At 60.2% G+C, this 22,752-nt stretch carries 21 protein-coding genes and 4 pseudogenes; 15 read left to right on the top strand and 10 right to left on the bottom strand.

Annotation, left to right across the window (positions count from 1 at the left end):
* Window positions 1-34: 34 nt before the first annotated feature.
* From JFV30_RS12100 to JFV30_RS12130, 7 genes and pseudogenes are all read left to right on the top strand, one after another.
* The gene (locus tag JFV30_RS12100; protein ID WP_201123928.1) at window positions 35-994 is read left to right on the top strand and encodes an AraC family transcriptional regulator; all 960 of its coding nucleotides are present in this window, start codon (window positions 35-37) and stop codon (window positions 992-994) included.
* An 85-nt stretch (window positions 995-1,079) separates the two neighbouring features.
* A complete protein-coding gene (locus JFV30_RS12105) occupies window positions 1,080-2,456 on the top strand; it encodes a Rieske 2Fe-2S domain-containing protein (protein ID WP_201123930.1) in 1,377 nt (458 codons plus the stop codon).
* Window positions 2,453-2,941, top strand: a complete 489-nt coding sequence (gene benB / locus JFV30_RS12110; RefSeq protein ID WP_010169459.1) for a benzoate 1,2-dioxygenase small subunit — start codon at window positions 2,453-2,455, stop codon at window positions 2,939-2,941. Before JFV30_RS12105 ends, benB begins: the two co-directional genes overlap by 4 nt.
* A 10-nt stretch (window positions 2,942-2,951) precedes the next feature.
* Window positions 2,952-3,974, top strand: coding sequence for a benzoate 1,2-dioxygenase electron transfer component BenC (benC, locus tag JFV30_RS12115; protein WP_201123931.1), 1,023 nt, complete (start codon window positions 2,952-2,954; stop codon window positions 3,972-3,974).
* A 9-nt stretch (window positions 3,975-3,983) separates the two neighbouring features.
* On the top strand, window positions 3,984-4,745 hold the full coding sequence (locus JFV30_RS12120; protein WP_201123933.1) for a 1,6-dihydroxycyclohexa-2,4-diene-1-carboxylate dehydrogenase: 762 nt from the start codon (window positions 3,984-3,986) through the stop codon (window positions 4,743-4,745).
* 55 nt (window positions 4,746-4,800) lie between these two features.
* Window positions 4,801-6,134: pseudogene (locus JFV30_RS12125) on the top strand (MFS transporter).
* 30 nt (window positions 6,135-6,164) lie between these two features.
* The gene (locus tag JFV30_RS12130; RefSeq protein ID WP_201123936.1) at window positions 6,165-7,412 is read left to right on the top strand and encodes an OprD family porin; all 1,248 of its coding nucleotides are present in this window, start codon (window positions 6,165-6,167) and stop codon (window positions 7,410-7,412) included.
* Here the strand turns inward: JFV30_RS12130 and JFV30_RS12135 are convergent.
* The gene (locus tag JFV30_RS12135; protein WP_169388324.1) at window positions 7,409-7,627 is read right to left on the bottom strand and encodes a DUF2790 domain-containing protein; all 219 of its coding nucleotides are present in this window, start codon (window positions 7,625-7,627) and stop codon (window positions 7,409-7,411) included. The genes JFV30_RS12130 and JFV30_RS12135 overlap by 4 nt on opposite strands.
* Before the next feature lie 110 nt (window positions 7,628-7,737).
* Between JFV30_RS12135 and JFV30_RS12140 the strand changes: the two genes are divergently transcribed.
* Window positions 7,738-8,643: a LysR family transcriptional regulator gene (locus JFV30_RS12140; protein WP_201123938.1), complete on the top strand. Its 906-nt coding sequence runs from the start codon at window positions 7,738-7,740 to the stop codon at window positions 8,641-8,643.
* On the opposite strand, the gene JFV30_RS12145 is transcribed toward JFV30_RS12140, so the two are convergent.
* Entirely contained in the window at window positions 8,640-9,425 is a 786-nt protein-coding gene (locus tag JFV30_RS12145) for an AraC family transcriptional regulator (RefSeq protein WP_201123941.1), read from the bottom strand. The two genes, JFV30_RS12140 and JFV30_RS12145, sit on opposite strands and share 4 nt — an antisense overlap.
* A gap of 109 nt (window positions 9,426-9,534) precedes the next feature.
* On the opposite strand from JFV30_RS12145, the gene JFV30_RS12150 reads away from it, so the two are divergent.
* From JFV30_RS12150 to JFV30_RS12170, 5 genes and pseudogenes are all read left to right on the top strand, one after another.
* Entirely contained in the window at window positions 9,535-9,750 is a 216-nt protein-coding gene (locus tag JFV30_RS12150) for a DUF1656 domain-containing protein (RefSeq protein ID WP_275965210.1), read from the top strand.
* Window positions 9,751-9,760: 10 nt separating this feature from the next.
* The gene (locus JFV30_RS12155; RefSeq protein ID WP_010169442.1) at window positions 9,761-10,669 is read left to right on the top strand and encodes an efflux RND transporter periplasmic adaptor subunit; all 909 of its coding nucleotides are present in this window, start codon (window positions 9,761-9,763) and stop codon (window positions 10,667-10,669) included.
* Window positions 10,670-10,686: 17 nt separating this feature from the next.
* A complete protein-coding gene (locus JFV30_RS12160) occupies window positions 10,687-12,540 on the top strand; it encodes an FUSC family protein (protein ID WP_201126171.1) in 1,854 nt (617 codons plus the stop codon).
* Window position 12,541: 1 nt separating this feature from the next.
* Window positions 12,542-12,763, top strand: coding sequence for a hypothetical protein (locus JFV30_RS12165; RefSeq protein WP_201123944.1), 222 nt, complete (start codon window positions 12,542-12,544; stop codon window positions 12,761-12,763).
* Between the two features lie 44 nt (window positions 12,764-12,807).
* Window positions 12,808-13,640: pseudogene (locus JFV30_RS12170) on the top strand (oxidoreductase).
* A gap of 68 nt (window positions 13,641-13,708) precedes the next feature.
* Here JFV30_RS12170 and JFV30_RS12175 read toward each other — a convergent pair.
* On the bottom strand, window positions 13,709-14,440 hold the full coding sequence (locus JFV30_RS12175; protein WP_201123946.1) for a DJ-1/PfpI family protein: 732 nt from the start codon (window positions 14,438-14,440) through the stop codon (window positions 13,709-13,711).
* 67 nt (window positions 14,441-14,507) lie between these two features.
* Here JFV30_RS12175 and JFV30_RS12180 point away from each other — a divergent pair, with 67 nt between their 5' ends.
* Entirely contained in the window at window positions 14,508-15,509 is a 1,002-nt protein-coding gene (locus tag JFV30_RS12180; protein ID WP_201123949.1) for a helix-turn-helix domain-containing protein, read from the top strand.
* A gap of 368 nt (window positions 15,510-15,877) precedes the next feature.
* Here the strand turns inward: JFV30_RS12180 and JFV30_RS33630 are convergent, their stop codons facing one another.
* The 3 genes and pseudogenes from JFV30_RS33630 to JFV30_RS12190 all read right to left on the bottom strand — a co-directional run bounded on the left by JFV30_RS33630 (window position 15,878) and on the right by JFV30_RS12190 (window position 17,504).
* Window positions 15,878-15,961 (bottom strand): hypothetical protein, encoded by an 84-nt coding sequence (locus JFV30_RS33630; RefSeq protein ID WP_446739873.1) that lies wholly within the window; start codon window positions 15,959-15,961, stop codon window positions 15,878-15,880.
* 134 nt (window positions 15,962-16,095) lie between these two features.
* Window positions 16,096-16,623, bottom strand: a pseudogene (locus JFV30_RS12185) (SDR family NAD(P)-dependent oxidoreductase); the annotation flags it as partial.
* Complete coding sequence (locus tag JFV30_RS12190; protein ID WP_201123953.1) at window positions 16,620-17,504, bottom strand: NAD(P)-binding domain-containing protein; 885 nt, start codon at window positions 17,502-17,504, stop codon at window positions 16,620-16,622. The pseudogene JFV30_RS12185 and the gene JFV30_RS12190, both read right to left, overlap by 4 nt.
* Window positions 17,505-17,675: 171 nt before the next feature.
* On the opposite strand from JFV30_RS12190, the gene JFV30_RS12195 reads away from it, so the two are divergent.
* Window positions 17,676-18,332 (top strand): TetR family transcriptional regulator, encoded by a 657-nt coding sequence (locus JFV30_RS12195; protein WP_201123955.1) that lies wholly within the window; start codon window positions 17,676-17,678, stop codon window positions 18,330-18,332.
* A gap of 12 nt (window positions 18,333-18,344) precedes the next feature.
* Here JFV30_RS12195 and JFV30_RS33635 read toward each other — a convergent pair whose 3' ends face one another.
* The 4 genes and pseudogenes from JFV30_RS33635 to JFV30_RS12210 form a co-directional block, all read right to left on the bottom strand.
* Window positions 18,345-19,049 (bottom strand): methyl-accepting chemotaxis protein, encoded by a 705-nt coding sequence (locus JFV30_RS33635; protein ID WP_446739874.1) that lies wholly within the window; start codon window positions 19,047-19,049, stop codon window positions 18,345-18,347.
* Between the two features lie 153 nt (window positions 19,050-19,202).
* Window positions 19,203-20,486 (bottom strand): annotated as a pseudogene (locus tag JFV30_RS33640) (PDC sensor domain-containing protein); the annotation flags it as partial.
* Between the two features lie 129 nt (window positions 20,487-20,615).
* Window positions 20,616-22,109: a cytosine permease gene (locus JFV30_RS12205; RefSeq protein WP_242487062.1), complete on the bottom strand. Its 1,494-nt coding sequence runs from the start codon at window positions 22,107-22,109 to the stop codon at window positions 20,616-20,618.
* Complete coding sequence (locus tag JFV30_RS12210) at window positions 22,106-22,327, bottom strand: hypothetical protein (RefSeq protein WP_201123961.1); 222 nt, start codon at window positions 22,325-22,327, stop codon at window positions 22,106-22,108. Before JFV30_RS12210 ends, JFV30_RS12205 begins: the two co-directional genes overlap by 4 nt.
* Window positions 22,328-22,752: the final 425 nt, after the last annotated feature.

Raw genomic sequence — 22,752 nt, forward strand, 5'->3', positions numbered from 1 at the left:
TTTAGGGGCCAATAATAATAAAAGAGGCGCAACCATGACCGTGCTATTGAGTGAGCGCAGCCAGATATTTGATCGTGCCGATGCCTATGTGGTGTCGGATTATGTCAACCAGCATGTGGGCAGCCACCGCATCCGCTTGCCCCCGAAGGGGCGCCCGCAGGCCAGTATCAGCCACCGGACCTTTTCCAGCCTGGACCTGTGCCGTATCAGCTACGGCGCTCCAGTCAGGGTGACGTCGGTCGCGCTGCAAACGATTTATCACCTGCAGATCCTGCTCAACGGCCATTGCCGCTCGGCCGCCCGTGGCGAGGAGCAGGTATTCGGGCCGGGGGAAATCCTGCTGATCAACCCGGATGACCCGGTGGACCTGACCTATTCCGCGGACTGCGAAAAATTCATCATCAAGCTGCCGGTTCGCCTGCTGGAAAACGCCTGCCTGGAGCAGCACTGGACGCTGCCCCAGGATGGCATCCGGTTCGCGGCGACGCGCCATGTGCTGACCGAAATGGGCGGATTCCTGCCGTTGCTGGGGTTGATCTGCCACGAAGCCGAAAATGCCGCAGAGCCCGAACTGCAAGGCCTGTATGAACGTGTCGTGGCCAACAAGCTGCTGGCGCTGCTAGGCAGCAATGTGCTGCGTGTGATGCCCCGGCCGGATCAACGCGTCGGCTTTGAAGCGGTGCGCGAGTTTATCGAGGAACATCTGACTGCAGACATCAGCATCGAACAACTGATGGCCATCGCCAAGGTCAGCGAGCGCTCGTTGTATACCTTGTTTGAACGCCAGGTCGGCGTTTCGCCACGTGACTATATTCGCCAACGCAAACTGGAGCGGGTGCACGCGGTATTGCTGCGGGGCAGCGCGCGCAGCGTCACCGAGGTGGCGCTGGACCACGGGTTCGTGCACCTGGGACGCTTCTCCGAGGCCTATCGCAAACGCTTTGGCGAGCTGCCTTCCTACACCTGGAAGCGCCGACTTGCGCCAGGCGGATAACGAATTGCAGCCAGCGGATATTGACGGGTAGGGCAAGCACATAAGGTGGAGGGGCCTGATACAAGAACAACCGAGGGCCTACCCCATGATCAGCACATTCGACCGACTCGCCCGACAATTGCGCGACTCCGTCCAGGAAGATCCCGCCACCGGGGTGTTCCGTTGCCGCCGCGACATCTTCACCGACCCGGACCTGTTCGACCTGGAGATCAAGCACATTTTCGAAGGGGGTTGGATCTACCTGGCCCATGAAAGCCAGGTGCCAGAGATCAACGATTACTTCACCACCTGGATCGGCCGCCAACCCGTGGTCATCACCCGTGATAAACAAGGCACGCTGCACGGCCTGGTCAACGCCTGTGCCCACCGTGGCGCCATGCTCTGCCGCCGTAAACAAGGCAACAAAGGCTCGTTTACCTGCCCGTTCCACGGCTGGACCTTCAGCAACGCCGGCAAGCTGCTCAAAGTGAAAGACGCCAAGACCGGCGCCTATCCCGACAGTTTTGACTGTGACGGCTCCCACGACCTCAAGCGCCTCGGCCGCTTCGAAAACTACCGCGGCTTTCTGTTCGGCAGCCTCAGCGAGACAGTACCGGAACTGAGCGATTACCTGGGGGAAACCCGGGTGATCATCGACCAGATGGTCGATCAGGCACCGCTGGGCCTGGAGGTGCTGCGGGGCAGTTCGTCGTATGTCTACGACGGCAACTGGAAGCTGCAGATCGAGAACGGCGCCGACGGCTATCACGTCAGTTCTGTGCACTGGAACTACTCAGCGACCATGGGCCGGCGCAACTACGAAGCCGAGGGCACCCGTACCGTGGACGCCAATGGCTGGTCGAAAAGCCTGGGCGGCGTGTACGCCTATGAGCACGGCCATATCCTGCTGTGGACGCGCCTGCTTAACCCTGAAGTGCGCCCGGTGCATGCCCACCGTGAGGCGCTGGCCGAGCGCCTGGGCCAGGCGCGTGCCGATTTTATCGTCGATCAAACCCGCAACCTGTGCCTCTACCCGAACGTGTACCTGATGGACCAGTTCTCCACGCAGATCCGTGTGGTGCGGCCGATTGCGGTCGACAAGACCGAAGTCACCATCTACTGCATGGCGCCCAAGGGCGAAAGTGCCGAGGAACGCACCACGCGGATTCGCCAGTACGAAGACTTCTTTAACGTCAGCGGCATGGGTACCCCAGACGACCTGGAAGAATTCCGCGCCTGCCAGACCGGCTACCAGGGCGCGACCACCCTGTGGAATGACCTCAGTCGCGGCGCGAAACAGTGGGTCGAAGGCCCTGACGAAAACGCCCGGGCCATGGGCATGAACCCGCAGCTCAGCGGCGTGAAAACCGAAGATGAAGGCCTGTTTGTTCGCCAGCACGCCCATTGGGCGCAAAGCCTGCAACGTGCGATCCAGCGGGAGCAACAAGGCCTGATCGCCACGGACAAGGAGGTGCTGTCATGAGCGCTTCCCGTGACCGCCTGCTGGACTTTCTGTACCGCGAAGCCCGCCTGCTGGACGACCGCCAGTGGGACGAATGGCTCGAATGTTACTCACCCAAGGTCGAGTACTGGATGCCCGCGTGGGACGACCACGACACCCTGACCGAAGACCCCCAGAGCGAAATCTCGCTGATCTATTACCCCAGCCGCGACGGCCTGGAAGACCGCGTGTTCCGGATCAAGACCGAGCGTTCCAGCGCCAGTACCCCGGAGCCGCGCACCGCACACCTCATCACCAACCTCGAAGTGCTGGCCGATGACGGCCAGAACGTGGAACTGCGTTTCAACTGGCAGACGCTCAGTCATCGCTACAAGACCACGGATACGTATTTCGGCACCTCGTTCTACCGCCTGGACATCAGCGCCGACCAACCGCTGATCACACGCAAGAAGGTCGTGCTGAAGAACGACTACATCCACCAGGTCATCGACATCTACCACATCTGAGGACGCGCCCATGACGTACTCCATTGCCCTGAACTTCGAGGACGGGGTGACCCGTTTCATCGACTGCAAGGTGGGTGAAAAGGTCCTCGACGCGGCCTTTCGCCAACGTATCAACCTGCCCATGGACTGCTCGGACGGGGTGTGTGGCACCTGCAAGTGCCACTGCGAAACCGGTGCCTACGACTTGGGTGACGACTACATCGAAGACGCCCTGAGCGAGGATGAAGCCAGTGAACGCCAGGTACTGACCTGCCAGATGGTGCCGCAATCGGACTGTGTGATTGCCGTGCCGGTGGCGTCCGGCGCCTGCAAGACCGGCACCGCGCAGTTTGCCGCGACAGTGGCGAGCATTACCCGGCACGCCGATGCGGCCCTGGAGGTGAGTTTCGAACTGGACCAGGCGCCGGTATTTCTGCCGGGCCAGTACGTGAATATCGGCGTGCCCGACAGTGGGCAGACGCGCTCGTATTCCTTCAGCAGCCGTCCTGGCGACAAACGCGCCAGCTTCCTGATCAAGCATGTGCCCGGCGGTTTGATGAGTGGCTGGCTGGAACGTGCCCAGCCGGGGGACGCCGTGCCGATGACCGGGCCGCTGGGCAGTTTTTACCTGCGTGAAGTGGTGCGGCCCTTGTTGCTGCTGGCGGGCGGCACCGGGTTGGCACCGTTCCTGTCGATGCTGGAAGTGCTGGTCGAACGTCGGGAAACCCCGCCGGTCACGCTGATCTACGGCGTGACCCGGGACCAGGACCTGGTAATGGTCGAGGTGCTGGAAGCCTTCGCCAAACGCCTGCCCACCTTCAGTTTTGCCACCTGCGTGGCGGACCCACAGACCGCGCACCCCCGCCAGGGCTATGTCACCCAGCACATGGCTGCCGATGTGCTGAACGACGGCGACGTGGACGTGTACCTGTGCGGCCCGCCACCGATGGTCGACGCGGTGCGCCAGCACTTCAAGCAGCAGGGCGTCACCCCCGCGAGTTTCCACTACGAGAAGTTCACCCCCAACGCCATCGTCACCGGCGATGCCGCCTGAGGAGTCCCCATGAGTCTACGTTTTAACACCCAGGTTGCATTGGTCACCGGCGCCGCCCAAGGCATCGGCCGGCGTGTTGCCGAGCGGTTGCTGGAAGAGGGCGCCTGGCTGGTGGCGGTCGATCGCTCGGAACTCGTGCATGAATTGCAGCATGAGCGGGCGCTGATCCTCACCGCCGACCTGGAACAGCACGCCGAGTGCGCCCGGGTGATGGCCGCCGCGAAGGCGCGCTTCGGGCGTATCGACATTCTGGTCAACAATGTGGGCGGCACCATCTGGGCCAAACCGTTCGAGCACTACGCCGAGAATGAAATCGAGGCTGAAGTGCGCCGCTCGCTGTTCCCGACGCTGTGGTGCTGCCATTGCGTGTTGCCCTACATGCTGGAGCAGGGCAGTGGCGCCATCGTCAATGTCTCGTCCGTGGCCACGCGCGGGGTGAATCGCGTGCCCTACGGCGCCGCCAAGGGCGGCGTCAATGCCCTGACCGCGTGCCTGGCCCTGGAGACCGCCGGCAGCGGCATTCGGGTCAACGCCACCGCACCGGGCGGCACGGAAGCGCCGCCACGGCGCATCCCGCGCAACAGCCAGCCCCAGAGCGACCAGGAGCGCGTCTGGTACCAACAGATTGTCGACCAGACCCTCGACAGCAGCCCGATGAAACGCTACGGCAGCATCGACGAACAGGCCGGCGCGATTCTGTTTCTTGCCTCCGATGAGGCTTCCTACATCACCGGCGTCACGTTGCCGGTAGGAGGCGGCGACCTCGGCTGACCCACCGCTGTACCTGCAGACACTGACTCACAACAACAATAATGAGAGCACTGCCATGCGTACCCATGACGTCAATTCGATTATCGATAACGCCCGTTTCAACCGTTTCCACTGGCTGGTGGTCAGCCTGTGTGCCTTGCTGTTGATCTTTGACGGCTATGACTTGTTCATCTACGGCGTGGTCTTGCCGTCGATCATGAAGGAATGGGGCCTGACGCCCTTGCAGGCCGGTGCGCTGGGCAGTTATGCGCTGTTTGGCATGATGTTCGGGGCGCTGGTCTTCGGCAGCCTTGCCGACAAGTTCGGTCGCCGCAAAGGCATCGCCATCTGCTTTGCCTTGTTCAGCGTCGCCACGGTGATCAACGGCTTTGCCAGCAACCCGACTGAGTTCGGGATCTGCCGGTTTATTGCCGGGCTTGGCTGTGGCGGCCTGATGCCCAACGCGGCCGCACTGATTACCGAATACGCACCGAAGAAAATGCGCAGCATCCTGATGGCGGTGATGTTCGGCGGTTACTCGCTGGGCGGCATGCTTTCGGCCGGTGTGGGGATTTTCATGCTGCCGCGTTTTGGCTGGCCGTCCATGTTCTTCGCCGCAGCGATCCCGCTGCTGCTGATGCCGCTGATTGTGTATTGGCTGCCCGAATCCATCGGCTTCCTGATTCGCCAGGGCCGCAAGGAACAGGCGCGTGAGCTGCTCAAACGACTGTCGCCTGATAACCGGATCGACCCGGACGATGAGCTGCACGTCAGTGCCGGCAAGGGCAAGGGCGCCTCGGTGCTGGAGTTGTTCCGCCACGGCCTGGCCTTGAGGACGGCGGCGATCTGGGTCGCGTTTTTCTGCTGCCTGTTGATGGTCTATGCCCTGAGTTCCTGGCTGCCCAAGCTGATGGCGGGTGCCGGTTACAGCCTGGGGTCGAGCCTGTCGTTCCTGCTGGCGCTGAATTTTGGCGGCATCGCCGGGGCGCTTGTCGGTGGCTGGCTGTGTGACCGGCTTAACCTGGTGAAGGTGGTGATCGGCTTCTTTATCGCCGCGCTGGTCTCCATCAGCCTGCTGGGGATCAAGAGCCCGATGCCGGTGCTGTACCTGCTGATCTTTTTGCAGGCGCCACCACCATCGGCACGCAAATCCTGCTGTACGCCGGCGCTGCACAACTCTATGGCTTGAACATTCGAGCCACCGGCCTGGGCTGGGCTTCCGGCATCGGCCGCACCGGCGCCATTGTCGGCCCGCTGCTGGGCGGCGCGCTGATGGGGATTGAACTGCCGCTGCACCTGAACTTCATGGCCTTTGCCATCCCCGGGGCCATCGCCGTGCTGGCGATGACGGCGTATGCGCTGAATGAGCGTCGAGGCCGGCTTGGGGTGATCGCCGCCCCGGCGCAGTAACTGTCGATAACAATAACGAAGAGCAACGACATGAAGACACAACGTATCTGGCTGTCCCTGCTGGGCATGCCCCTTGCGGCGACGGCGGCCGAGGGTGGTTTTATCGAAGGTTCCACGGCCACCTTGCAGGCCCGTAATTACTACTTCAGCCGCGACTTCTCGGACATCGTCGGCGCCAACAAGCAGTCGAAGGCCGAGGAGTGGGGCCAGGGTTTTATCCTGACCTACAAATCCGGCTACACCCCAGGGCCCGTCGGTTTTGGTTTGGATGCACTGGGCACCCTGGGCCTCAAGCTCGACAGCAGCCCGGACCGCACCAATACCGGCTTGCTCCCGGTCAAGGGCGATGGCAGCGCGCCGGACGATTACAGCCGTTTGGGGCTGACGTTCAAGGCCAGGTTCTCCAAGACGGAGTTGAAGGTCGGCGAACTGCAACCCAACCTGCCGGTGCTGGCGTTCAGCGATATCCGCCTGCTGCCGCCGAGCTATCAGGGCGTGAGTGTCAGCTCCGGTGAAATCGCCGGCCTTACGCTGCAGGCCGGGCACTTGACCACCACCAGCCTGCGCAACGAGGCCGGCGACGAGAAGATGATCGCCATGCTCGGCCACGTGCCGCAGCGCGGCGCTGAAAGTGATGCGTTCAACTACGTCGGCGGCGACTACGCCTTCAACACCAACCGCACCACGCTCAGCTACTGGCGCGGCCAGTTGAAAGACATCTATCGCCAGGACTTTGTCGGGCTCAAGCACAGCCAGCCAATGGGCGACTGGGTACTCGGCGCCAACCTGGGTTACTACGATGCCCGGGAAGACGGCGACAAACTGCTCGGCAAGATCGACAACCAGGCGTTTTTCTCGCTGCTGTCGGCGAAGCATGGCGGCCATATCTTCTACGTCGGTTACCAGGCCATGTACGGCGACAGCGCGTTCCCACGGGTCTTCGCCAACATCTCGCCATTGGGCAATGAGGTGCCCACCTACGAGTTCGCCTACACCGACGAACGCTCCTGGCAAGCGCGCTATGACTACGACTTCGCTGCGCTGGGCATTCCCGGGCTGACCACCACCGTGCGCTATATCACCGGTAACAACGTGACCACCGGCGCCGGTTACGAGGGCAAGGACCGCGAGCGCGACCTGGATATCGGGTATGTGGTGCAAAGCGGCACGTTGAGTGGCCTGGGTATTCGGGTGCGCAACGTCATGGCCCGCTCGAACTACCGCAGTGATATCGACGAGAACCGGCTGATCCTCAGTTACACCTGGAAGCTGCTTTAAACGCCGCCCTGGCAAGTACCCATGACCTGGTAGTTGACGGTGTGGCGCACGCCCTGGCTGTCGAGATAAACCATCGTCGCCGGTTCCACCTGGCAACTGCCGGGCACGGGTGTGATTGAAACGATGCGCTGGATGTCCGGCGCTTCATTGCTGCCGGCCGCCATGGCGCCGGTGGCGGTGAACAGCATGATCAGACTGAGCCATTTGATATTCATGATGAATCCCTCTGTGAGTAGGGTTCATTTTAGTGATTGCCCCGCCGGGATAAAGACAGGAACAGGTGAATGACTCGTACGGATCAGGTAGCAATCGAGGGGCAGCGCTGATGGACCTGCTCAATGGCATGCAGGTGTTTGCCCGGGTTGTCGACACGGGCAGCTTTGCGGCGGCGGCGCAGGCGCTGGACATGTCCGGGGCGCACGTGTCGCGGTTGATCGCCGAGCTGGAAAAACACCTAGAGACCCGCCTGTTGCAGCGCACCACCCGGCGCCTGAGCCTTACCGATTCCGGCGAGCGGTTCCTGTTGCGCTGTCGCGACATTCTTGAAGACGTGAGAGAAGCCACGGCAGAAGCCAGTGGCGCCCACCTCAACCCGCGCGGGCGGTTGCGGGTGCATTGCATGAGCGGCTTGGGGGTGCTGATCACGCCGTTGATTGCCCGCTACAGCGAGCACTGCCCGGACGTTTGCATGGAATTGACCCTGTCACAGCACAACCCGGACCCGCTGGAAGAGGGCCACGACGTGGTGATTTCCATCGCCCATTCATTGCCGGATTCGGCGCTGGTCAGCCAAACGGTGGGGCAGTTGTTCAGCGTGCCCTGTGCGGCGCCGGGGTACTTGGCCAGGTACGGCGTGCCCGAGCAGCCGCAGCAGTTGATGCAACATCGACGCTTGCATCTCCAGGATTTCCAGGAGGATGCGTGGCTGTTCAAGGGCGAGGAGGGCGAGATTGCGATTGCGCCGGGTGACACCTTCAGGACCAATGTCGCGGATGCGATGGTCAAGGCGACGCAGGAGGGCATGGGCATCAGCCTGTTGCCGTTTTTCAGCGCAGCCCCGGCGTTGCGCGACGGCTCGCTGGTGCGGCTGATGCCCGCCTATCGGCTAAGGGAACGGAGCATTTTTGCGGTGTACCCGTCGAGGCGCTTTCTGGACGCCAAGGTGCGGACGTGGGTAGCGTTCTTGCAGGCGCATCTGCCGGCGTTGCTGGCTGAACAGGTGTGGGGCTAGCGCGTTGCGGTACCGCGGATGTAGCGCGCCGGCGACGAACCCAGGGTCTTGCGAAACATACTGATGAACGAACTGACCGACTCGTACCCCAGCGCCTCGGCGGTTCGTTGCACCGACTCGCCTTCGGCCAGGCTCTGCAAGGCCACGATGATTTGCCATTGCTTGCGCCACTGGCCAAATGTCAGCCCTGTTTCGTTCTTGACCAGGCGCGCCAGGGATCGCTCGCTCATGGCGACCTGACGTGCCCATTGGGCCATGGTGCAACGATTGGCCGGGTCCTGGGCCAGGCCGCGCGCGATAAAACGCAGCTGCGTGGTGGCGGGAAGCGGCAGGTACAACTGCTCCGAGGGGGCCAACTCCAATTGTTCCAGGAGCACGCTCGCCACGCGGGCATTGGCACTCGCGGGCGGATAATCCTGGGCCTGGGCGCTCAGGTGCAGGATCAGCTCCAGGATCAGCGGGGAAAGCACCAGCGTGCAGCATTTCTCCGGTAACGCGGCGGCGCCCGGCTCGACAAACAGAAAGCCGATCCTGCCGTTGGCGGTCACCCGGTTGCTGTGGGCAACACCGCCGGGAATCCATACTCCGAAGCCCGACGGCACCATCCACACGCCATCCTCTACGGTGCACACGATGCCGCCGTGATACGCCACCACCAACTGGCCTTTGCGGTGGCTGTGCACGGGGAATTCGGTGTCGTTGCGCTGGCTGCCGAGCATCAGCGCGACGGCGGGCTGGGCGAAACTGTCCAGCTCGAATTGATCAATTCCTTGAAGCTTCATCTCGCCCACGCCCTGTCGCCTCGATTGTCCGAATTTGATTATATGCTGGCAGCATACTCAATATCGGCACGACCTTGCAGTCCCTACCATCGTCACCAAGGCGATCAAGGTGATTGCCGACTGCGAGATTCAACCGATGCTCAGCGAAATTACGATTGCCCACCTCTACCTGCCTCCGTTCCTGCTCTACGTGGGGGTAGCCGCCCTGGTGTACGGGCTGCTGGAGCGGACCCTGCGACGCTGGCTGGACTGGGCCTGGCACCCGAGCCTGGCGCGCTTCTTTGTGTCGCTGATCGTGCTCTCGACCCTTGTCCTGACGTGTTGAGGGCGCCGCAATGACCCTCAAGCACATCCTCAAGACCCTCGTCACCCTGGTGCTTGGGCTGACGGCGTTGCTGTTCTGCACCCAGTTGTGGCGCGCCTATGAATTGGCACCCTGGACGCGGGACGGGCGTGTCAGCGCGCAAGTCATCCGGATTGCCCCCGAGGTGTCCGGCCAGGTGGAACAACTGCAGGTGGGCGACAACCAGTGGGTGGCCAAGGGCGCCTTGCTGTACCAGATCGACCGCAGCAGCTACCTGCTGGCCCAGCAACAGCGCATGGCCGAGCTTGCCGAGGCGCGCAGTGTGTTCGAGCAGCGCAGCGCACAGCTCAAACGCCGCAATCAGCTCGGCGATGCCATCGCGCGGGAGGAAACCGACAATGCGGCCCGGGACTTCGCCGTAGCCAGGGCGCGCCTGGAGGCTGCGCAGAGCCAATTGGCCCATGCACGGCTTGACCTGGACCGCACCACCATTCGTTCGCCGGTCGACGGGTATGTGACCCAATTGCGCCTGCAGCCGGGTGACTACGCGGCGGCGGGCGAGACCAATATCTTCGTGGTCGATAGCCATAGCTTCTGGGTCACCGGTTACTTCGAGGAGACCAAGCTGGCCGGTATCCGGGTGGGTGCCAGGGCGTCAATCAAACTCATGGGGTTTGCACCGCTGCTCGAGGGGCATGTGGCGAGCATGGGCCGGGGCATTGCCGACGGTAACGAGTTGCGCAGTAACAGCGGCTTGCCCCAAGTGGCGCCGACGTTCAGCTGGATACGCCTGGCCCAGCGCGTGCCGGTGCGGATTGAACTGGACACCGTGCCGCAGGACGTAGAGCTGGCAGCCGGGATGACCGCCAGCGTCGAGGTCGCGGAGGCAGGGACCGCACCGCGCTGGAGGCTTGTGCAATGGCTCCAGGCATTCATGTGAGGGTCCGGGCGCTGCGCATGCTTGGGGCATGGGAACCGGCTACATCTGGCTACGTGGTGCGCAGTCTGATGGCGGCCTCATTGGCGCTGTGGCTGGGGTTCCAATTGCACCTGGACTCGCCGTTCTCGGCGGCTTCAACGGTGTTGCTGCTGATCCACCCGCTACAGGGCGCGGTGGTCGGCAAGGGGTTCAACCGGGTGCTGGGCACCCTGGTGGGGTTGGCTGTCGCGCTGGTGCTGATCAGCCTGTTCGCCCAGAAAATGCTGCTGTTTATCCTCGGGATCGGGGTGTGGCTCGGCCTTTGTGTCGGTGCCATGACCGTGCTTCGGCACTACCAGGCCACGGCGGCGGTGGTTGCCGGCTACACCGTTTGCCTTGCCCTGGGGCCGGCCATTGTCGCGCCGCAGCAAGGTTTCGAGCATCTCGTCGGGCGGGGCACCGCCGTGGTACTCGGGGTGTTGAGCCTGAGCCTGGTGGCCACGCTGTTCAGCCGCAAGACCGTGGAGCGCACACTGCACACGGCGCTTCAGGACGTCTCGTCCCGGACCCTGGGTGTGCTGGCCGCGCGGGTTAACGCAGAAACGACGAGTGCGCCGGGCCCGCTCATCCTTGATATCAGCAAGGTAGACGAACTGCTCGGGATGGGTCGAGGTGAGTCATTCCTGATCCGCACAAGGCGGGTGACCCTGCAGGCCGGGCTTGCGTACTTACATGCCGTGGTGCTGGACGAGTGTGTGCTGCCTTCGCAGGCTCGAATCGGCGCGGACCTGCAACAACTGGCGCAAGCCATGCCCGGGTTTGCCGTGGCGGCCGACCGCGTCCGGGCGCTGCAATCCAGCCTTGAAAGCAGTGCGGGCCAACAACGCCTGAATGAACAACTGACCGACCTGGCCAGCGCCTTGTCGAGTTTTGCCTGCCTTGAGCGCGCGCCTCAACCGCCGGCCCGCGCCGTGGGCTTCCACCGGCATTACGGCGCAGCAGTGCGTAACGGTGTGCGGGCCTTGCTGGCCACGCTGGCGACTGGGGCTGTCTGGTACCTCACCGGCTGGGACCAGGGGCCAACCTTGCTGGCCGTACTGGGGCCGTTCTGCACCTTGCTGGCCATCAGCCCGGCGCCCGAGCAAGGCATCGCAAGCTTTGCCAGGGGAATCTTCTACGGAATACTGGCAGCGGCGGGGTGCAAGTTCCTGCTGTTGCCCCATGTCAGCGGATTCGGGTTGCTCACGGTGGTGCTGATTGCGTTTTGGTCGGTCGGGATTCATGCCACCACCCGGCCGCGCCATGCCCTGCAAGGCATCGCCTACCTGATTACCTTTAATACCCTCGTCGGCACCGGCGGGACCGCCCAATACGACTTCACCGACTTCGCCAATCAGGCACTCGCCTGGATGGTGACGATCGCTATCTGCCTGCTGGCCTTCCAGCTCATACCGGGGAAAACCGCCAGCCACGCTCACGTCCTGAGGAAGGCCCTGCACAAGGACACGCGCCGGTTACTTCGCCATGGGCACCGCATCGACCTGCTCAAGTGGCAGGCAACGCAACAGCACCGGATGGTTGCCTTGCAGGCGCTGTCGGGCGCCGATGAGGCCGGCTTGGTGTCGCTTCAATTGGGCCGGCAGTTGAGGTTGCTGCACCGCAAGACACGCGACCTGGACCCCGACTCATCCATCGCAAGGTGCGTGCAAACCGGCAACCGGCGCATTTCCAGGCATGCCTCCCATTCAGCGATCAGCGCGGCCCAGGCCCGACGAACATCAAGGTCATTGACCCGGCTGGGCGCCCACGACCTGGCGGCTTGCTACCAGGATTTGGCGGGGTTGCTCGACCACTACACACAGGTTTCAGCCAACACAACGAAGGTGAGATGAAATGAAGCAACTCCTAGTCTGGACGCTGTTCGGGATGATCATGTCTGCACCAGTCGCGGTGCAGGCATCGGACGGGGCTGAGGCGCTGGCGCGCTGGCAGCAGCAATTCAGGCAAGAGCAAAAAAGCGCACTGAGCGTCGGGCGGGCGAGCAGCATCCGGCACCTGGCGAAGCTGATAGGAATAGGCAACGCTCATAGATTTACCGGCATAGGTCGACGGTGATTACGTGACTACCATGGGTGCACGTCAACCGAGAGGTATCTCCCATGAGTATTCACAAAACCCTGTTTATCACCGGCATCAGCAGCGGCTTCGGCAAGGCGCTGGCGGCAGAGGCGTTGGCCGCCGGCCACCGTGTCATCGGTACCGTGCGTAACGAAGAAGCGCTGCAAGCCTTTGAGGCGTTGTCCGCGGAGCGTGCCCACGGGGTAATCCTCGATGTCACGGACTTTGAACGCATCGACAGTGTCGTTGCCGAGGTCGAGACCCGCTTCGGGCCGGTGGATGTCCTGGTGAACAACGCAGGTTACGGGCACGAGGGCATTTTCGAAGAGTCGCCGCTGGAAGACATGCGTCGTCAGTTCGACGTCAACGTGTTCGGCGCCGTGGCCGTGACCAAGGCCTTCGTGCCGTACTTGCGCCAGCGCCGCAGCGGTCACATCATCAACATCACGTCCATGGGCGGCACGATTACCATGCCGGGCATTGCCTACTACTGCGGTAGCAAGTTCGCCCTGGAGGAATTTCCGACACCCTGAGCAAGGAACTCAAGCCATTCAATATTTTTGTCACCGCGGTGGCGCCGGGCTCGTTTCGCACCGATTGGGCGGGCCGCTCGATGCAGCGTACGCCCCGCAGCATTGCCGACTACGACGCCAGCTTTGATCCGGTGCGCCAGGCGCGGGAGGAGAAAAGCGGCCACCAACTGGGTGACCCGCAAAAAGCCGCACAGGCGATGTTGACGCTGATTGCCAGCGACAACCCACCGGCGCATCTGCTGCTGGGCAGTGATGCGCTGGGTTATGTGCGGGAAAAACTCGCGCAGTCCCTGCGGGATATCGATCAGTGGGAGGCACTCACGCGGTCTACGGATGGTTGAGCGGTGGATCAGCGGCTGTCCGGGTTTACTGATCGAGGTTCGGCGAGAACAACGTTACGGAGCTACGATCAGGCGGGAACCCGTTTTGATAACTGCGCTCGACGCTCCATATGCTCATTCGCGACTCTTACCGCCTCGTCAGTTCGCCCCCACAACCCCGTTATCTGTGCGACGATCTCTGGCCGCGCGGTACGTGGGTTGCCCGAGCGCATTGTCGGCTGCGGGTCGTACTCGAGCACGAGTTGCGTAAACTCAGCCGCGTCCCGACCTTTGAGCTCGGCGATGACCTTCAGCGCAAAGTCGATACCTGCCGTTACACCGCCACCTGTGATTCGGTTCCTGTCGACGCATACCCGTTCGTAGCTCGGTTCGATACCCAGTGCGATGAGGGGTGCGTAGAAAGGCCAATAGGTCGCTGCACGGTAGCCCTCCAGTAGTCCCGCCATAGCAAGAAGTACAGAGCCTGTGCACACGGCGGTTACATAGGTGGCCGTCTTTCCTGCGCGAGCAATAAAATCGAGCAGCTCCTGGTCCTTCATGATTTCAGGCGTTCCTCCGCCACCTGCGACAAACAGCACGTCCAGGTTATCTGGAACGTCATCAATCGTGATCGTGGGGTTCAGGGTGACGCCCATATCCGTGGGAACGGGCTCCAGCGTCTTCCAGATGATGTGGGTCCTGGCATGAAGGCCGAACGCCGTCTGTGGGCCAGCCAAGTCCTGCAGAGTGAAACCAGGAAAAATCACCATGCCAATCTGCAGTTGGCGGTCTTCAATCGTATTGCTCATCTCATCAGGCATTACCGTCTCCTCGCGTCGTGGTTGACGAAAGAGTATTCCTGCTGGACGCTACAGGTGAGTGGCTTAAATGACATCAAGCGATCGTTTACTGCCAATTGTTTTGAGTGTGAGAGCGGAGGCCAACGTCGTGCATAAAATTGCGGTTCTGGTATTGAATGACGTAGTGCCGTTGGACTTTGGTATCGCCTATCAGGTTTTCGCGTTGGCTTCCCAGGTCGATGGCAGCAACGCATACGAGGTTGAGGTGTGCGCACCCGAGCGGACAATTCGGTCTGCTGGTTTTGATATGCAGGTGCGGTACGGCCTCGACCGTCTTGAGCTCGCCCACACTATTGTCGTTCCAGGGTGTGAAGACCCGTTTGGAGAGGTTCCAGAGGCAGTAAGCATCGCCCTTCGCGAGGCATATGTTCGTGGTGCAAGATTGGTGTCAATCTGCACGGGGGCTTTTATCCTTGCCGCGAGCGGTCTTCTTGATGGAAAACGCGCTACCACCCATTGGCGTTTCGCCGAGGACTTGGCCAAGCTTCACCCAGAGATACAAGTAGAACCTAATGTTCTATTCGTCGATGAAGGAAGCATCGTGACTTCGGCCGGCGCGTCAGCAGGATTAGATATGTGTTTGCATCTCGTGCGACGCGATTATGGTCAGTCTGTTGCGGCAAACACTGCCCGCCTAGCGGTCGCGCCACTGTACCGTGACGGTGGTCAGGCGCAGTTCATTCGTCAGGAGCTTCCAGGCTCTTCAACGAGCTTAATGCCCTTGATCGAATGGATACGGGACAATCTGAACAGTTCGCACACGGTCGACAATCTTGCGGCGCGTGCCAACATGAGCTCTCGCACCTTCGCTCGGCGATTTCAAGAACAGACCGGGACTACACCTCTACAGTGGCTTCTCACCGCCCGCATTGATCGAGCGCGTGCATTGCTTGAGGAGAGCGAGACATCGATTGATCAAACGGCATTTCTTTCCGGATTCGGGTCTGCGGTGACCTTCCGTTCACGGTTCCGGAGAGTCGTTGGCCTCACGCCCACGGAGTACCGACGTCGTTTCAACTCGGCAAGCTAACGTTGTCATCGCAGAACCATGCCGGCGCTGTTTCCGGCAAACGAAGATGATGACGCCGTCGCGGGGATTCCATTACAGGCTATCCGGATCCCCGAAAAACATTTTTCTGGGCTCTAAAACAATATTTTCAGGCAGAATAATTTTATACATGCCCCCGATTTTGCCCCCATTGGCTTGCGCCACATTTTGATGATCTTGACCACGTAGGAAGCAAACAGTGGGTTTTTGGTGATGATGTTACCGGTCTACGTGAACCTCGTTACGAGGCATCTCCAAAAAACTCTGAACCAGGCCCTGATTGAGTAGTTTCTAATCTGTAATCTCCAAGTGAGCCCTCTAGGTAAAGGGGACACGCTCGCCAGGGCTTTTTACTGTGCGATAAACCCTCCGTCGACTACAAATTCAGCCCCTGTCGCAAACCGCGACTCTTCCGAAGCGAGAAACAGCGCCATATTGGCGATGTCGATCGCTTCGCCCAAAAGCCGATGGGGTGCAACTTCGCCAGCCGTTCCAGTTCGACTGTGTCATTCCCGATCATTGGCGTCACGATGTACCCAGGATGAATACTGTTGACCCGAATCCTGTAGCCACTTCGACCCGCATGCAAAGCCGCTGATTTGGTGAGGTTGCGGATGGCTCCCTTGCCGGCGCAGTAAGCGGCATATTCCGGATGGCCGACGATACCTTCTATCGAAGACAGATTGATGATCGAGCCTCCACTGTTTCTCAGGTACTTGAACCCGTGCTTTATGCCGAAGAAAGTGCCGTGCAGGTTTACCGAAAGTTCTTTGTTCCAATCTTCAAAGCTCATGGTTTCGACGCTACCCGGCAATGCTATGCCGGCACTGTTCATCACAACATTGACGAATCCGAAGCGCGCCACGGTCGCTTCGAACGCGCTTACCCACTTGTCTTCAACGCGTACATCCAGTGGAATAAACAGCGCTTCGCCACCCATTTCGTGTATGGCCTCAAGAACGCCGCCAGCCCTCGCACTATCAATATCGCACAAGGCAATCCTGGCGCCTTCTTCTGCAAAACGGATAGCGCTGGCGGCGCCTATACCCGATGCTGCGCCGGAAATCAGCGCGACTTTGCCCTGAAGCCTGTTCATCGTGTTTGACCTGCGGCTTGAAGGTGGCTGGCGTAGGTGGCGGCTATCCCGAGATGGCCGCGGCCCTCAGCCACGGCCATTTCCATACAGTGAAGATTGGCGGTGAAGAGGCTGGCGCGCTGCCCGCAATCGAGCATGGTCTGGCGCCAGGACTTCACTGCCGCCACATAGATTGAAAGGGTCGCCTGGTCTGTTCGATAGTCATTAGACTTGTGGTGTTTAATGACCGCGGTCAGTTCAGTCTTGAGCAGTTCAAGAAAGTAATCTAGGCAGTCTTCGAGTGGTTCGATACCGACGCCAGCTTTCCCTGCGAAGTCCAAGGCCTCCAGAAAAGCACCAATACCGGTGTTGTAAAATGCACCGGCCATGGCAGCGTCCAACACATTGGCCGCGCTGGCTAACTCGCCTATCCAGCGCGAAGCAGCGCCGGGCAATTGCAGCAGAGGTTTATGCCGCGACCAGATATCCTTGGGCCCCGAATAGTGGATCAACGTGCTATCCCGGCCAATATCGTCAGGGTAGGCCTCTATTGCCGCCTCAAGATAATGCCCTCCCTGAGAATTGATGTAGGCCTGGAGCTCGGTGGCGTCTTTCGCCGAACCGGTCATGAAATTGATAAAGTCGCGGCCTGCGATCAAATGTTCATGTCCCTCCATGACGCTTCTGAAAACGCTGTAATCCAGCAGTACGACCAGCACCAGAGAGTTGGCCTCCAGCGCCGACACCAGGCTGGGCGCTGCTTGTGCCCCGTTTTTGACTAGCGCAGCGCACCTCCCAGGGGAGCGGTTCCATACCGTCACCGCCACGCCGCGATTCAGATAGCAACTCGCTAAAGCAGAACCCATCAGGCCTGTACCAAGCAGCGTGAGTTGTTGAGCCATGATATTCCCCTGAGGTAATCGCATTGATGTCGCCTGCACCGAAATGTACGCTTCAGCGCTAATACGGCTTATCCGAAATTGGCAACTCGACGGGTGCGGCCTACGCGCACCTGTAGTGAGCAGTTCGGATGGGCGTAAGATGCGGTAACGCGATAAAGGAGCAGCCAGGGCGTGCTATCAGAACGCGGTGGAATCAAAGATGGGGACGCCAGCCCCTACAGTCGTGCCGGCAAGCGGCTCAAGAAGATTGAAGACATCAACGATGCCGCCGCGATGGTCTTCGTCCGCGACGGCTATGCGCAGTTCTCCGCCCGCAAGGTCGCCAAGGAGTTGGGGATCAGCCTGAACAACCTTCAGCACTACTGTGGCAATACCGAGAATCTTTGTCGCCAGATGATTGCGGCAAAGCTGGGCCACTATGTCGCGTCGGTGAACCAGTTGGTCGAACAAGCCCGCGCCGAGACGCCAATTGAAAAGTTGGCGGTGGCTATCCGCGAAAACTCCGCAGCCACGCTGGACTGCGCCACCGGCAAATTCTTTTTCCAGATGGGTGCGCTGGCCAGTCACGACGCGTCTATCAAAGCATTGATGGTTGAACAGTACGATCAGTTTCTTATGGGCTTTTGCCGGTTGATTACTGAGATCAGCCCCCAATTGCCAAACGATCAGGTGCGTACTTACGCCGCACTGATCGCGACGCAAATCGATGGGATCTTCTTTTATCAGGACCAGCTAAATCCGACATCCGGCGTTCGCGAGCAAATGGTCGAAACGGCGATCGCTTTATGGACGACCATTCTAATGCCCGCGAAGGCTGACCTCCTATAACCACCCGGCGACTCAGATTTTGAAGTGGCCGACTTTCTGTTCAAGGATTTTAGCCAGTTGGTCCAGGCGGACACTGACGGTTTCCAGTATTTCTGCATTCTGTGCCAGTGTCCGAGTAAAGTCCCTGATGTTGCTGACGTTGGTGCTGACTTCATCCGCCACATTGCTCTGCTCTTCGGTAGCCGTGGCAATCTGCAGCGTCAAATCGCTGATTTTCTCTACCCCGACGCTCATTTGCCCCAGTGCGTGGCCTACCTTGGCAAACTCTTCGACCGTAGTGCTGGTCAATGCATGGCTCACACTCATCGCCGCAACGACATTGTCGGTATTGTGCTGGAGCGTTTCGATGACGAACTGGCTCCTGGCGACAGATTCTTGGGTGCGTCGTGCCAGCGTGCGAACTTCGTCTGCAACGACCGCAAAACCACGGCCTGCCTCACCTGCTCGCGCAGCCTCGATGGCGGCATTCAAGGCGAGCAGGTTAGTTTGCTCGGCGATTCCCCGTATGACTTCCAGCACCGAACTGATTTCGGTGCTGCTGTCAGCGAGCGTTCTGACCTCCGACATGTTTTGCGCCATGCCAAGGGACAGCTTCTGGATGGTTTGGCTGGCGCTGATAATGATTTGGTCTGCTCGTGATCCAGCTCGGTGGCTGTCTTGTGCAGAGTCGGCGGCGTAGCCTGTGTTTCGCGCCATTTCCTGGGCCGTTGCGGCCATTTCATTCGACGCTGTAGCAACCTGGTCAACCTCGCTGGCCTGTGCGCGCAACTGGCTGCGGGTGGCGTGCGCAATCGTTGCCGCATGCTGAGTGGCCTCACGCGTTTGCCCCGTAGCGGCATGGATCTCTTTGATCAAATGATGCAACTGGTCCAGAAAGCGGTTGAAGCCGTTTGAAAGCTCACCCAGTTCGTTGGGCTGGTAATAGTTGATCCGCCGAGTCAGGTCGCCGTCGCCGCTGGCGATGTCCTTGATCATTTGTGTGATCAGATGAAGCGGCCGCAACGATTTGTGAATGACCAGCGCACACAGTGCCAGTCCAAAGGCCCCCAGCACGGAGGCCGAAACCAGCATATGCCACGTACTCAGATGCCGTCTGGTATCGAGCTGGTCTGCCAGTTTCTCGGAGGGGGCCATGAGCGTATCCCAAGGCACATCGATCTTTACGGCCCAGGGGGCGGAATTTTCAATAGGCGAGAAGGGCAGTGACAGTTGGTAATTGTCTTGTTCACGCGCCAGCACCACACCCGATTCGAAAGTTCCACGCTCAAGTCGGGCACCATAATCCGGCCAGATTTCTGAAGCGGGCTTGCCCATTGTTTTCGCTGAAGCGCTGTTGGCGGCGATGATCCCGGTATCGCTGACGACACTCACTGTGGAGTGTCCGTTGTAGATGCCCCGAGCCAGTTCCACACTTTGTTCCTGAAGGTCGTTCAGGCTCAAATCCACCACCAGCACCCCAATGTATTTACCCTTTTCCATATAAGGCAAAGCCAGCGAGACCAGCCCTTCGGTGTGCCCATTCAAGGTGTCGAAGTAAGGCGCGGTGATGCAAGGCTTGAGTGTGCTTTTCGAACAACTGTACCAATAGTTCATCGGTTGGCCACTGGTGTTGAGCTGGTCGCCATTGATGGCTTTTTCGTCCAGGGCAGTCAGTTCGAAGTCAATGCTGCCGTAACGCGAGTAGTAGGTTGAAAAACGTCCGGTTTCGTTTGAACCGAACTCAGCCTTGCCCTTGAAGTCCAGATCCTCTCCGCCCGCCTGGCCGGGTTCGAACGCGACGTACAACCCCAGGAAGGCGGGGTTGGAGACGATCGCTTGATGGATACTTTTAACCATGTTGCGGCGCAAGTTTTCAGCGTTGATACTGCCCTCGGCGTACTGGTCCCGCAGCGTGCTCATTTGCAGCGCCACAAGCTGCGCCATCTGGTTGGCGTTGCTGAACTTGTGTTCGATACGTAATTGCTGGGCTTTACCGGTACCGATCAATTGGTCGCGCGCGGCAATTTCCAAAAGTTCGGCGCTTTGCTTTCTGATCTCTTTGGAGGAGATTTTGCCTTGATAGAGGTTGATGGCTATGACGCTTGCCAGCATGGTTAGCAGGCAAAGGCCCGTCAGGGCGAGCATCCTGAATTTTATTGAATAAATCGATGGCATGCGCAGCGCCTTCTTTGGGTATAGGTAACTATGTGCACCGCAAAAAAAAGGGCGCCAATAAGACGCCCCGAAAGGGAACCATATGCCGGGTCAGCGGAAGCTGGGCATGGGCTGGATTGCAGCAGGGCGTTAGAGGCTGACCTTCATGGCGCCGGGCCCTGGGATAGGGTCAAGTGTGGGGCGGCTACTGAGCGCCGTTCCTTTTGTGTAGTGACCTTTGCCCAATGGCGCCACGATGAGCCTTACCGCCAGGTAATACGCGGCGCCCGAGAGGGCGATGACCGGAATGGACGCGCCGAGGTAGCGGAACCACCCGTTCATCGCCACCGTCACCGGATCGTACATCGCCAGGTAGCCCACCACGGCCACGATGCTGATGCCGACGGCGATCCAGTTGACCCCGCCCCAGTAGGCGTAATGGCTGTTACGTGTGGCGAACAGGCTGGGCGCGTCCAGTTGTTCGCGTCGCAGAATGAAGTAGTCCACCAAGGTGATGCCTGAGATGCCGACGAACATCACGCCGTTGTACGACAGCCAACTCATCACCTTGGACAGCAGCCATTCGGTTTCGAAGGCAAAGTACACGCCGGGCAGCAGGAGCAGCGCGAGCAGCAGTTCCCATTTCAATCGCGCGAAGAACTTCACCTGCTGAATGGAAACCCCGGCCAGGTACATCATCACCACCATGGTCGCAATGTTGGCCGTGAGAACCACGCTCATCACAATGGATCCGAACACCGGCCCACCAACGGCAATCATCCAGATCGTCGGGTCATAGGTGCCTGCGCTGATCGCCGCAAGGGCCGCGACCGTTGAGACAACGGCTGCACCGAGGATGCCAACGCCAATGATCGAGGGGCCCATGACATGGTGTTTGCTTTTGACCAGTCGCGTCAGGCCACCCATGATCGGCCACCACGTCATGGAGTTGGAGACGCCAAATTCGACCGCAAGTGCCAAGCCCTGTACGGGATCATGGGAGAGCATCTGGTCCTGCGGCACCTGGTTGTGCCACAGGCTGTCGAGGCCGAACTTGTGCACTAGGATGCCGAACATCACCAAGGTGATCAGCATGTGCAACGGGCCGATATAGCCATTGAGGCGCTCAAAGAATTTCGGCCCCTTGCAGGCGATGATCCAGACAACGAACAACGCCAGCAGCGCCACACCGATGACCAGATGCTCATGTGAGTCGCCAGTGACCTGGGTGCCTGTGACGGTCGCTGCGACGTTTGCCGCACCCCTGGCGGTCAGCGCCTCGACCACATAAGACCAGCCGATCAAGGTGGCCATCAGACCGAACAACGGCACCACGATGCCGCGATAGCCGAACGATGCCTTGGCCGTATCGATCGGGTCGGTGCCGTATTTGTAGCTGGGGACGCCAGACGCGAGCGACACCAGCGCCATGCCGATAATCAGGCCAATCACGTAGCCCATGACCCCGAGCCGCCAATCCCCGACATACGGCAGGTAACTGCCAATCAGGAAGGCCCAGGTGGCGGCGCTGAATGCACAACAGGTCCACAGGAACGAGCCATAGGATTTGTACACGCGGTTGCCCGACAGCACCGGCAGCCGACCCGCGAGCGCTTCTTGTTCGACACTCTGTGACGTGCTCATGCCGTTGCTCCCACCGCCATCAAGGTGCCGATCCACAGGGTCGCACCAAGGAGAATCCACAACGAAGCTTCTCTAACGAGCGGGGCAGCGCTGCTCCAACATTCGGAATGCGTATGCTCAGGCTGGTTCATGGCCTCCAGTTGTTTCAACAGATCCGTGTTCAAGCTTTCGCTTGTAGTCATCATTCCTGTGCCGTGTCCAACATCAGTTTTGCTCATGTGGTTGCTCTCTGGACGTGTGCTTGCGAGGCCGTCCGCTTTGGCTGTTTTAGAGAATTATTATGGCAGCGGTATTCAGTGTTGCCGGGCGCCGGTTAATGCGACCGGTTTTCAGCCTACGCCGGGCCAGCCGGCGCCTCGTATCCGTTTTTGGCAATCCGTCTGCCGATAGTGGCGACAGCCGGCCGCCTGCCCGCGTGGGTAGTTTGTTCCCGGTTCAACCGATAGGGGTTGAGTAAATTCGCACCTGTATGGGTCGGGCGACCCAGTTTGTGGTCAGTGCGTCGAGCGATGACACACACCGCCCCTGGCTTCGGATGCGCTGGGGGTTTCGTGCTCTGGCTGGAAGGTGCGCTCTAGACACTTTCCTCTGCCATGAGTCGAAATTTCGGAGTGGGTGATAGTGAAACGGCGCAAGGCTTGCA

The sequence above is a fragment of the Pseudomonas sp. TH32 genome, assembly GCF_016650855.1.
In the GTDB taxonomy this organism is placed as follows: Bacteria; Pseudomonadota; Gammaproteobacteria; order Pseudomonadales; family Pseudomonadaceae; genus Aquipseudomonas.